The 11,603-nt window shown below is 40.8% G+C and carries 11 protein-coding genes; 9 read left to right on the top strand and 2 right to left on the bottom strand.

All coding sequences use genetic code 11. The features are described from left to right. Window positions 1-180: 180 nt before the first annotated feature. Entirely contained in the window at window positions 181-864 is a 684-nt protein-coding gene (locus tag AC0KUU_RS20955) for a hypothetical protein (RefSeq protein ID WP_237074295.1), read from the top strand. A 73-nt stretch (window positions 865-937) separates the two neighbouring features. Further along, a complete protein-coding gene (locus AC0KUU_RS20950; protein ID WP_028409531.1) occupies window positions 938-1,315 on the top strand; it encodes a hypothetical protein in 378 nt (125 codons plus the stop codon). Between the two features lie 45 nt (window positions 1,316-1,360). Here AC0KUU_RS20950 and AC0KUU_RS20945 read toward each other — a convergent pair whose 3' ends face one another. Beyond that, the gene (locus tag AC0KUU_RS20945) at window positions 1,361-1,741 is read right to left on the bottom strand and encodes a FixH family protein (RefSeq protein ID WP_043981082.1); all 381 of its coding nucleotides are present in this window, start codon (window positions 1,739-1,741) and stop codon (window positions 1,361-1,363) included. 230 nt (window positions 1,742-1,971) lie between these two features. Here AC0KUU_RS20945 and AC0KUU_RS20940 point away from each other — a divergent pair, with 230 nt between their 5' ends. Then, entirely contained in the window at window positions 1,972-2,955 is a 984-nt protein-coding gene (locus tag AC0KUU_RS20940) for an HD domain-containing protein (RefSeq protein WP_322552320.1), read from the top strand. A 90-nt stretch (window positions 2,956-3,045) separates the two neighbouring features. Here the strand turns inward: AC0KUU_RS20940 and AC0KUU_RS20935 are convergent, their stop codons facing one another. Next, window positions 3,046-4,152, bottom strand: a complete 1,107-nt coding sequence (locus tag AC0KUU_RS20935; RefSeq protein ID WP_237074298.1) for a GntR family transcriptional regulator — start codon at window positions 4,150-4,152, stop codon at window positions 3,046-3,048. 324 nt (window positions 4,153-4,476) lie between these two features. On the opposite strand from AC0KUU_RS20935, the gene AC0KUU_RS20930 reads away from it, so the two are divergent. From AC0KUU_RS20930 to AC0KUU_RS20905, 6 genes are all read left to right on the top strand, one after another. Beyond that, window positions 4,477-6,108, top strand: coding sequence for a xylulokinase (locus AC0KUU_RS20930; protein WP_473453017.1), 1,632 nt, complete (start codon window positions 4,477-4,479; stop codon window positions 6,106-6,108). After that, window positions 6,102-6,800 carry an L-ribulose-5-phosphate 4-epimerase gene (locus AC0KUU_RS20925; RefSeq protein WP_237074299.1) on the top strand — a complete coding sequence of 233 codons (699 nt, stop codon included), beginning with the start codon at window positions 6,102-6,104 and terminating at the stop codon, window positions 6,798-6,800. Before AC0KUU_RS20930 ends, AC0KUU_RS20925 begins: the two co-directional genes overlap by 7 nt. 29 nt (window positions 6,801-6,829) lie before the next feature. Beyond that, window positions 6,830-8,254: an L-arabinose isomerase gene (gene araA / locus AC0KUU_RS20920; protein WP_043981091.1), complete on the top strand. Its 1,425-nt coding sequence runs from the start codon at window positions 6,830-6,832 to the stop codon at window positions 8,252-8,254. 147 nt (window positions 8,255-8,401) lie between these two features. Continuing rightward, window positions 8,402-9,781 (top strand): sugar porter family MFS transporter, encoded by a 1,380-nt coding sequence (locus AC0KUU_RS20915; RefSeq protein ID WP_132018741.1) that lies wholly within the window; start codon window positions 8,402-8,404, stop codon window positions 9,779-9,781. A 144-nt stretch (window positions 9,782-9,925) separates the two neighbouring features. Then, window positions 9,926-10,114 carry a hypothetical protein gene (locus tag AC0KUU_RS20910; RefSeq protein ID WP_080781654.1) on the top strand — a complete coding sequence of 63 codons (189 nt, stop codon included), beginning with the start codon at window positions 9,926-9,928 and terminating at the stop codon, window positions 10,112-10,114. A 242-nt stretch (window positions 10,115-10,356) separates the two neighbouring features. Then, window positions 10,357-11,232 carry a metallophosphoesterase family protein gene (locus AC0KUU_RS20905; protein WP_234943547.1) on the top strand — a complete coding sequence of 292 codons (876 nt, stop codon included), beginning with the start codon at window positions 10,357-10,359 and terminating at the stop codon, window positions 11,230-11,232. Window positions 11,233-11,603 lie beyond the last annotated feature (371 nt).

Below are 11,603 nucleotides of genomic sequence, written 5' to 3'. Positions count from 1 at the left end.
ATATGAAATAAAAGTGCAGGGCTTTGCAAAGAGCCCTGCTTTTTTTATGAGTTGTTAATTAACTAGATATTCAGTTTTATAATGTAAGATTAATTGATATTTTTTAGGATAAATGGTAATTTGTATGATGTGTATTTGTTTTATGATACGCACACATGTAACTTCTGGGGGAGAACAACTATGGCGAAAAACAAGGCAGCAGAAACCATCTGCTGGCTGGCAATCCTTGCTCTCCTTATTCTCAGTATTGTAAATGTCGTTTATAAAGGTACAAAACAAACGCTTCTATTTACAAGAGATGAGCTGAAGTCTGGAGAAGTAAGCAAAAGCTGGGAATCATTTCGAAAAGAACAGCAGCTGTCACAGAACAATGCAAGAATAGAAGATTTTCGTTTAACGCTCGATAGGAATCAAAATATATCTTCTATGCGGTTTACAGTAATAGATCCTTCTGATCATAACTCCTATACAATGCTAGATTACAGCTCTTGTTTTTTATGTGAAGACAAAGGAGAGGATCGTTTAACGGTTACAAGTGACAAAGTTGATCGAAAGCCTGCTCAATATGACCGATTAATGACCGCAGATGAGTTTTTTTCGAAGGTAGAGGTTCTTAATAATCAGCATTTCTTTACAACTAGTCGCTATGCGTACACGCACCTTTATTCTTCCGGTGAGTACGAGAATACGAGTTATGACGGCCCTTACTTTATTTTAGAGGGAACGGAGTTAAAACAACTACAAACCTCTCATGCTTCGGACAAAGATTATCGTAATTACGGCAGCATACAAGTGATTGGCAGCAACAGTTCGGGAAGCTATCAGACAAGCGAGGGTACGACCAAAAGCGTCATCATCAGGTAAAAAGAAGCTGCAGTTTACACTAAGAGAGATTAGTAGAAAAAAGCGCGGATAACGTGCTAAAAGGAGGCTGACAGTGGGGATATTTTCTAATAAAATAGATTCAAAAAAAGCTAATAAGTATCAAACAAGGCTATACTCTTGTTTCACCATTCTCATCGTAGTGAATGTGATTAACAGCTGGTTTCTCGATTGGCTTTGGCTTTATATCACCACAAGTAGCGTTCTTGTTATACTCGTGATATTCCTGCTCAAAACACCTAAACGTGATTTAGATGAAGAGTGGAAGCAGCTAGAAATAGAGAAAGACGAGGCTTTTGAAAACAGAGTTAATTTGATGATGATGAATGGCCGAAGTGATGTGCAGGCTATTAAATACATACGAAAAGAAAAAAATCTTGGTTTGCTTCATGCGAAGCAGTATCTTGACCGTATTAAAGAATCAAAGAAATAATAAAAGCGATCTTTGACAAGCAGAGGTCGCTTTTTGATAGGGTATTTACTTTTTCTCGCCAACCGTCACTTTTTTCGTAAACATCTTCATGTCGCCTTTTATCGTCACATGAGCAGTAACCGTATATTCGCCGTCGTCTTTGAACGTATAGTCGGTGCTGTATGCCCCGTTACCTTTGTGTTTTGCATCGATCATTTCCTGGTTAATATAGCCTTCTTTTTCAACTTGAATTTGTACGACGTCTGCATTTTCGATTTTTTTATCTCCTTGTGTAACGAGTACGTTAATAGATGTTTTTTCGTTTGCTTTAATAGTTTGCGGCACTTCAATTGTTCCTTTTACTTCCTGTGACTGTTGCTCATTTCCTTTTGAACAGCCGACCACGGCAATGACTAAAACGAGCAGCAGCATGCTAAGCTTTTTCATGAATATCTCCTTTTTTATCTTATATCCTATTATTAAATACATTTCTCCATAAAACTTTATCACTGAAGTCACAAAAAAAAATCATCCCAATGAGTGATTTTTATGAGTGTGACGGCAAGAAACTCGAACATTTTGTCACAAAAAATAGTTTACGATCGCAACACAACTTTACAGCATTCTGTCTTGAGCTTAGGATTAAACATAATAAGCTAGGAAAAGGAGAGAGAAATATGCTCATACTTTATGATGAGCTGTACGGCAAATTTGAAGCAGACGGCGTTCTTTTGGAACTCATTCAAAGTGATCCCGTACAGCGTTTAAAAGGAATTTACCAAGGCGGAGCGAGCCGGTTTGTAAATGAAGACTGGAATACTACTCGATATGATCATTCCGTTGGTGCGATGATGCTTGTAAATAGACTCGGAGGCTCTTTGGAAGAGCAAATAGCGGCTTTATTACATGATGTTTCACATACGGCATTTTCTCATGTGATTGACTATGTTTTGGAACAAAAAGAAGAAAATTATCATGAAACGATTTACGAACAAATTGTGACCGGGTCATCTATTCCTTCTATTTTAAAAAACGCCGGTTTAAACTGGCGAGATATCTTGCTTGATGAAAGCCAGTGGACGCTGCTCGAACAGAACGCTCCACACTTATGCGCTGACCGCGTGGATTATACGCTGCGGGATTTGTACGTATGCGGGGAGATTACTTTACAAGAAGTGCATGCTTTTTTGGATCAGCTTGTCGTATTTAATGGACAAATGGCATGCAGTAATTTAGCAGCGGCAGATTGGTTTGTGGATGCTTACTACAAAGAAGTGATTGGCTTTTTTATGAATCCGCTTAATATGTTTGGAAATCATCAGCTGACGGAAATTATCAAGCTCGCTTTGCAAAAAGATATTTTATCTATCGAAGATTTTTTAAAGCAGGATGACGATGTGGTTCGGCTGCTGAAAAATGCTGGAGATAGCAGCATTGAAGGGATGTTATCTGCTCTTTTTAACAGCAAAGTACAAAAAGGAACAGCGTCTTGTCATGACGTTCACCAAACGACAAAAATGCGCTGGGTTGATCCCCTTGTTATTGGCTCAGATGGGGCAAATTCTGCATCTCAGTTATCACTTACTGCTAAAAGACTAATAGAACAAGCAAAACAAAAGATCGAAAAAGGAGTATATCTCAACATTCAGGCTCCGTTATAAAGGGAATCAGTACATAAAGAAAGGGATGCATAATAATGTGCATCCCTTTCTCTCATAAGAAGTTTTATAGACCTCTAAGGAAGCCTTCTTTTAACGAACTTCATCACGCTTCGCATTTAACTCTTTAATCGTTTCACCTTCAACTAATACAGGCTGATAGTAAGTTTCGTTTGGCAAATCTTTTTTGCCCTGCAGCTTTTTAATAATCCAGTCCGCCGCGTCGTGTCCCATTTGTTCCTGCGGATGGGTTAACGTTGTTAAATTAATCGTCGCATTTTTAGCGATGTATGAATTGTCTTGACCAATAATTGACAACTTGTCCGGAATGGAAATCCCAAGCTGTCTGCATACATTTACAACTTCTAATCCGACTTCATCGTTATAGCAGACAAGAGCGGTCATTTCGTTTTGATTTTCAGTAAGAAATTCTTTTAAATTAGCATACAAATCAAGTTTTGTTTCGGTGTTGAAAGACAAAATATGCTCAGGCTGAAAGCGGAGCTTTGCTTCACCGAGCGCTTTTATGTAGCCTTTCATTCGGTACTTTCCTTGCAGGTCATCCATTTTTGCGATAAGCCCAATTTGCGTATGTCCTTTTAAAATTAATTCATTTGTGGCAAGGTAGCTTGACTGAACGTCGTCTAGACAAAAAAACGGAACGTCCAATTCTTCGTAGTAGGCGTTAATCATCGTAAACGGAACGTCTTGTTCTTTAAATGATAAATAATACGAGATGTTTGGATTGTACAAATTGCTTTTTGTAGGCTCAACAATTAGACCGTCTACTCCGTAGGAAAGCATCATTTCCAACGCTTTTTTTTCTTGTTCTACATCGTTATTCGTGCTCGCCAGCAGCAGCGAATAATTATCTTTATTTAACCTGCTTTCAATTCCGCGAATAATAGAAGGGAAAATATAGTCGGAAATATACGTGGTAATTACACCGATTGTTTTGTTGGCAGAAGCCCCGCTAGATTTGGATTGATACTGATTGCTCACATAGGTGCCAGATCCTTTTTCGCTTCTTAAAAATCCTTCATTCGACAGCTCTAAAATGGCTTTTCGAACCGTATGTCTGCTGACACCATACGTTTCTTGCATGACCGATTCAGTCGGGATTTGTTCGCCAATGCTGTAATCGCCTGAAAGAATTTTGCTTTTTATATCCTCAATAATCACCTGATATTTTGGCTTCATGTTTTCACTTCTTTCGTAGTTGTATACATTCAAGTTTTTTATGTGTAAAATTTGTATGGACATATTTTATCATGAACGTGAATAAATGAAAAGATTTCCTTGATTTTTAATCGAAGGGGAAATGATTTAAGGGTTGAATACCGATTTTTTAAAAGTTTAAGAAGGAAAGAGTAGGATGTTTTAAGTATTTGTGTGCATATATAATTTTTATATTGACAAATGTACGTACAAATAAATATACTTAGGTTGTTAACAAATTCAAACAGCGTTACATAAAACGGAAAGCGCTTCCTTACTGCTATAGGTTCAGAAAGGAGATTAAACGTGAAAACAACTCAAGAAAGCATAAAACAAGCAATTGCTAAAGGGAAAACGTCCCTTGGAATTGAACTTGGATCTACTCGTATTAAAGCGGTGCTGATTGATGAAAACTTTGAAACGATCGCATCAGGCAGTTATGAATGGGAAAATCTCTTAGAAAACGGTTTTTGGACGTACAACTTACTCGATATTATTACAGGTCTGCAAAGTGCTTACCGTGAAATGAAGCAAGAGGTAGAACGAAGCTACGGGATCACCATTCGAACAGTTGGCTCCATCGGCGTTTCAGCTATGATGCACGGATATATGGCGTTTGATAAAACGGGTGAGCTGCTTGTTCCGTTTCGAACGTGGCGTAATGCAACAACAAGCGCAGCAGCAAAAGAATTAACTGAACATTTCCAATTTAATATTCCTGAACGATGGAGCATTGCGCATCTGTATCAGGCAATCATCAATCAAGAAAAACATCTGCCGCGCATTGATTACATGACAACGCTAGCTGGCTATATTCACTGGCTGCTGACAGGCAGTAAGGCGCTGGGCATTGGAGACGCTTCAGGGATGTTTCCAATTGATGAACGCACGCAAAATTACAGTGAAGATATGATGAAGCAGTTTGATGAGCTTATTTCTTACAAAGGATATCCGTGGCAACTATCAGATATTCTGCCTGCAGTTCATACTTCAGGCGAGCAAGCAGGCACATTAACAGCCATTGGGGCTAGCATTTTAGATCAATCAAAAAATTTGCAGCCGGGCATTCCGTTTTGTCCTCCAGAAGGAGATGCGGGAACGGGAATGGTGGCGACAAACAGCGTAAGAAAACGCACGGGAAATGTTTCAGTAGGAACGTCCGTTTTTGCGATGATTGTACTAGATAAAAAGCTTTCAAACGTTTATCCGGAAATTGATTTGGTTACCACGCCAAACGGCAGTCCAGTTGGAATGGTTCATGCGAATAACTGCTCAAGCGACTTAAACGCCTGGCTCGGATTGTTTCGTGAATTTTCGGAGGCGATGGGGCAAAAAGTAGAGTCGGATAAATTATTCGAAGTGATGTTAAATAAAGCGCTAGAAGCTGATCCTGATGGAGGGGGCTTGCTTAGCTACGGCTATTTCTCAGGTGAAAATATTACCGGAGTAGAAAGTGGACGTCCGCTATTTGTCCGTTCAGCAAAAAGCAATTTTAATCTAGCAAACTTTATGCGTACACATCTTTTTACAGCTTTTGGCGCTTTAAAAATAGGAATGGATCTTTTAGTCAAAGAAGAAAACGTAAAGATTCACAGTATTTTAGCGCACGGAGGATTATTTAAAACGCCGGTAGTCGGTCAGAAAATGATGGCAGCGGCAATCAACACGCCTGTTTCCGTCATGGACACAGCAGGAGAAGGCGGCGCGTGGGGAATGGCTATTCTTTCTTCTTATATGCTCAATAAAAGTGAGAATGAAAGTTTAGAAGATTTCTTGGATGATAGAGTCTTTAAAGAAGTGACCGCACAAGAAATTTATCCTGACGAACTCGATGTAAAAGGGTTTGAAGCATTTATTAAAAGATATAAAAAAGGGCTAGTGATTGAAAAAGCAGCTGCAGAGCACTACAGCGAAGAACGGGAGGAGTTAGTGTGCTAGATAAATTAAAAGAAGAAGTATTTCAAGCAAACGTCGATTTGCCAAAACACGGACTAGTCAAGTATACGTGGGGAAATGTAAGTGCCATTGATCGAGACAGGGGGTTGTTTGTGATTAAACCAAGCGGCGTGACGTACGAGAAAATGACGGCGCAAGACATGGTAGTCGTTGATTTAGAAGGTCGCGTGGTAGAAGGTGAGCTTAATCCGTCATCTGATACGCTGACACATGCCGTACTCTATAAACATTACCCGCAAATTGGCGGTATTGCCCATACGCATTCAACGTGGGCGACCATTTGGGCTCAAGCAGGACTTGATGTGCAGGCAATGGGTACTACTCATGCCGATACTTTCTATGGTTCCGTACCGTGCGCGCGCTTTTTGACCGAAAAAGAAGTGAATGACGGATATGAAGTGGAAACGGGCAAGGTGATTATCGAAACGTTTGAAGAGCGCGGCTTAGATGTGTTAGCGGTTCCTGGTATTTTACTCCAAGGGCACGGGCCGTTTACGTGGGGAAAAGATGCCAAATCGGCGGTAATGAACAGCGTCGTATTAGACGAAGTATCCAAAATGAACTTCTTTACACAAAAATTAAACGGGCTGGCTGAAGAGCTGCCGCAGCGTATATTAGACAAACATTATTTACGAAAACACGGACAAAACGCGTATTACGGGCAAGGACAGTAAAAGACTTATATACAGAAAAGAGGATTATCATGTTAAAAACAGCTCAAAAAGAATTTTGGTTTATTGTTGGTTCACAGCATCTTTACGGAAAAGAAGCGCTAGCAGAAGTAAAAGCACACGCGCAAACGATGACTGATGCTTTAAATGAAAGCGGTGTCTTGCCTTATCCGATTATTCTACAAGATTTAGCTGTGAATGCTGACACGATTACAAAGATGATGAAAGAAGTGAATTACCGAGATGAAGTTGCCGGCGTAATTACGTGGATGCATACGTTCTCGCCTGCAAAAATGTGGATTCGCGGTACCAAACTACTGCAAAAACCACTGCTTCATTTAGCAACACAATTTAACGAAAGCATTCCTTGGGAAACGATTGATATGGACTTTATGAACTTGAATCAGTCCGCTCACGGTGATCGTGAATACGGCTTTATCAACGCTCGTTTGAACAAGCAAAATAAAATCGTAGTGGGCTACTGGGAGCGCCCCGAAGTACAGCAGCAAATTGCACAGTGGATGGACGTAGCCGCTGCTTATAACGAAAGCTTCAACATTAAAGTTGCGCGTTTCGGTGACAATATGCGCAACGTCGGCGTAACGGAAGGAGACAAAATTGAAGCGCAAATTCAATTTGGCTGGACGGTTGACTACTTCGGAATCGGTGACCTTGTTCAATATGTCAATGCCGTTACGGAAGAAGAAATCAATGATTTATTTGCTGAATATGCAGACGCGTATGAATTTGTCTACGGTGATTATTCTGCAGAAGACTGGGAGTCTAGTGTAAAAGTACAGGCAAGCTATGAAATTGCGATTAAACGTTTTCTAGATGAAGGCGGCTACAGCGCCTTTACCACTAACTTTGAAGATCTATACGGTATGAAACAGCTTCCAGGTCTAGCCGTACAGCGCTTGATGGCACAGGGCTACGGCTTTGCTGGTGAAGGAGACTGGAAAACAGCGGCGCTTGATCGCTTGCTTAAAGTGATGAGCCATAATCAGTCAACGGGCTTTATGGAAGACTACACGTATGAATTGGCTCCCGGACGTGAGTCTGTGCTTCAATCACACATGCTTGAAGTAGACCCAACGCTAGCGGTAAACAAGCCAAAACTAATCGTTTCTCCGCTAGGTATCGGTAACCGCGAAGATCCGGCCCGCTTAGTGTTTGACGGTAAACAAGGAGAAGGCGTAGTGGTTTCCATGGCTGACTTCGGCACGCATTACAAGCTGTTAATTAACGAAGTATCGGCATTTGAGCCGGAAGTTCCTGCTCCACATCTTCCCGTGGCGCGCGTGCTTTGGAACATTAAGCCGAACTTCCAAGACGGCGTTAAAGCGTGGATTGAAAATGGAGGAGGCCATCATACGGTTCTTTCATTAAATTTAACGACGGATCAAATCGTGAGCTATGCAAAGCTTGTGGATCTAGAGTACGTCATTATTAAGTAGGCATCACTACTTTCGAGGGAGCGCTGCTTCCTTGAAAGTGAAAATATAGTGTTAGTAAAAGAACGCCGTTTTTAGAAAAAAATGAAAGCGTTTTAAATTTGTGTGATAGGAAGCAAAACTAAGACAATACAAAGGGGATCTATAATCATGAGTAAAGTATCAAGTAAGTTTATCTTCTTCTTCGGCTCATTTGCCGGTATTTTATTCGGTTATGATATTGGGATTATTGCTGGTGCAGAAGGTCATATCCGTGAAGCGTTTCATTTGAGTCCGCTCTGGCTGGGGATTGTGGTTTCGTCGCTAATGGGAGGAGCAATTATCGGTTCCATTTTAAGCGGATTATTAGGCGATAAGTTTGGAAGAAGAAAGTTAATTTTAATTTCGTCGATCATCTTTCTTTTAGGCTCCATCGGTTCCGCGATTGCACCAGAGGAAATTACGTTAACGATTGCGCGCGTCTTTTTAGGTACAGCAGTAGGAACGGCTTCTTCTTTAGTTCCTGCCTATATGTCAGAAATCGCACCCGCTCATATTCGCGGGAAGCTTTCAGGTTTAAATCAGCTAATGATTGTAATTGGATTATTATTAAGCTATATCGTAGCCTTTATTTTTGAGCCGGTTCCAAACAGCTGGCGATTAATGCTTGGCAGCGCCGGTATTTTTGCAATTGTATTATGCATCGGTATGATCAAGCTTCCAGAGTCGCCTCGCTACTTAATTAAAAATGGAATGCCAGATAAAGCGCGTGAAGTGCTGCGCACGCTTCGCCGGTCAACAGCTGAAGTGGAAGCTGAAGTGTCTGAAATTGAAAGCGTAGCTGTTCATGAACAATCAGGAATTAAACAGCTGTTTCATAAAAAGTTTCGTCTAGCTTTAATTATCGGCGTCGGGATGGCAACTTTTCAGCAGATTCAAGGCTCAAACTCAATTGTTTATTATGCAACAAGCATTGCTCGTCAAGTTGGTTTAGCCCCGCAGGTAGCTGCTGGTTTTACGGTTATTGTTGGGGTAATCTTTGTCGTGACAACACTTATTTTTCTGCAGTTTGTCGATAGATTCAACCGCCGTACCATTCTTACGATTGGCGGCGCGGGTATGGCTCTTTCATTTTTTACACCGGCTATTCTAGGAGCGTTAGGCGTTAATGAAGTCGTTGTTAACTGGGTTACGTTAATTGCTCTTTGCTGCTTTATCCTTTGCTATGCGTTTTCTTGGGCGCCGCTTACGTGGATTATTGTAGGAGAAATTTTCCCGCTTTCTGTACGCGGCATCGGTGCTGGGATTTCATCTGCTTTTAACTGGACGGGATCGCTGGCAGTAGGGCTTGTGTTCCCAATTTTAGCTGATCAGTTTAGTTTGGGCGTTATCTTTTCAACGTTCGGGATCATTTGTATTCTCGGTTTATTCTTCATACGTTTTGTAGTTGTTGAAACAAAAGGACGTAGCCTAGAGCAAATTGAAACGGACATGGCAGCTCGTTCTGGAAGAAATTCTGTAAGTCCAGTTGAGCGTAATAAATATGTTTAATTGTCGTAAATGTTTTAAATGTAAGATGCTGAGATAAAAGTATTTTAGCTGAAGTGAAAAACGAACCACTAATCAAACACTTTGATTAGTGGTTCGTTTTTTTATGGTGAACGCAGGTTTCAGCTGTTTCGTTTCTTCTAGCAGTTGATTCGAGAGCAAGGCGAAGACTCCTGCGGGACAAGCGGAACAGATGAGACCCCGCAGGCGCACAAGCGACGAGGAGGCTCATCGGCCGCCCGCGGAAAGCGAAGCCTTGCACGGAAATCAACTGCGGGGGAACAAGCGGTTCAGCTCATGTCGGCCTTTGTTCGTCCCCAGCCTCTTTCTTATTAGTAGATACAGAGAGTTCATCTTTTACCCTGTCCTATTAGTGCCTAATAAAATGGAAAGATAGGTTAGCTTATCATAATGTAGACTTTAATAGATATTCATAACTAGCAATTTCTAAAACGAAAGCTAAATGTGCGTTCTGCTTACAAGAAGGTAGTGACCATCATCAACAAATTCTCATATAAATAAGTAAGCTTGTTTACTTTTAACTAAATTTATTTATTAATAGGGGGATTAACTAGTTGATGAATTTGACGCTTCATGAACGTTCTGAAAAGTTATTAAAGCAAAGAATTAAACAATTAAATCCGAGAGATCCATTTAACTTTGTTTTTATGGGAGACAGCAGAGGTGACGGACCAAACGATAATTGTTTCACGATGAGCGGTGAATTTGAGCTTGTGTTAAAAAAGGCGGTGGAATTGAACCCGCTGTTTATTATTCATGGGGGAGACACCGTCTATACAGGGAAAAAAGAGTATTTGGAGCACTTTGTTAAGGTTGTTGAAAAAATCGCCCCGAACATTCCTATGTTTGTATGCGTAGGGAATCATGATGAACTGTACCTTGATGAAAGCAATCTCGAAAACTTCAGAGCCACTATCGGAAAAGTACACTGGGTCATTGATATTCCTGTCTTCAACTTCCGGTGCATCGCATTAAATAATGTCATCAGTCCCAAGAATAAAATATATGGATTTACAGATAGAGAGCTGAATTATTTAGAGCAGCAGCTAGAGGATGCTCCTCGTAATACCGTTGTAGCCATGCATGCGCAGCCGAATATTGGCCGGTGGTCAAATCTTGAAGGGTTTCCTGTAACGACTCCTCAAAGTCAAGAATTTTTTGATTTAATTCAAGAACACCGCGTGAAAAAAGTGTTAGTCAGCCACGTGCATGCGTATGACGAGCAGTTTATTAGAAAAAACAGAAACGGGTCGTTTACGCTTGGAAGAGGCACTGATTTTGTATTGTCAGGAGGCGCCGGCGCTCCCCTTGATTTTGAGCCGCCTTTAATTTTAAATAATTATAATTTTACAGAATTTTTTGTAAGCAGGTACGACATTTTAGGTCCTCTTCTTTGGAAGGATTTTGGACGACCTCGAAGAAATTGTTTGTAAAAACAAGAAAGTAGAAAGCTAGGTTCAAAAAAAGAGGCTGGAACAAAAGGGTTTTAGACGAAGTGAAACGAATCATCGATCAAGATGTGTGATTAGTGGTTCGTTTTTTTGTTAAGGCAAACGTAGGTTTCATGTGTATAGGTCTTTCTAGCAGGTGATTGGAGGACAAGACGAAGACTCCTGCGGGAAAAGCGGAACAGGCGAGACCCCACAGGAACGTATGTGACGAGGAGGCTCAGCGACCGCCCGCGGGAAGCGAAGTCTTGTACGGAAATCAACTGCGGTGTCACAAGCGATTCAGCTCATGTATTCCATTTGCCTTTAGAGTGGATTCATTTTGTTATGTCTCAACCTCTTTTGGAAAAATGTGC

Source organism: Priestia sp. ST2 (assembly GCF_055810735.1).
This window is presented reverse-complemented; position numbering and strand designations above follow the sequence as displayed.

Coding starts and splice junctions, on each gene's coding strand:
- AC0KUU_RS20935 (WP_237074298.1), bottom strand. CDS start 4,152: ATGAAGCCAAAATATCAGGTGATTATTGAGGATATAAAAAGCAAAATT.
- araA (WP_043981091.1), top strand. CDS start 6,830: ATGTTAAAAACAGCTCAAAAAGAATTTTGGTTTATTGTTGGTTCACAG.
- AC0KUU_RS20955 (WP_237074295.1), top strand. CDS start 181: ATGGCGAAAAACAAGGCAGCAGAAACCATCTGCTGGCTGGCAATCCTT.
- AC0KUU_RS20940 (WP_322552320.1), top strand. CDS start 1,972: ATGCTCATACTTTATGATGAGCTGTACGGCAAATTTGAAGCAGACGGC.
- AC0KUU_RS20945 (WP_043981082.1), bottom strand. CDS start 1,741: ATGAAAAAGCTTAGCATGCTGCTGCTCGTTTTAGTCATTGCCGTGGTC.
- AC0KUU_RS20915 (WP_132018741.1), top strand. CDS start 8,402: ATGAGTAAAGTATCAAGTAAGTTTATCTTCTTCTTCGGCTCATTTGCC.
- AC0KUU_RS20905 (WP_234943547.1), top strand. CDS start 10,357: ATGAATTTGACGCTTCATGAACGTTCTGAAAAGTTATTAAAGCAAAGA.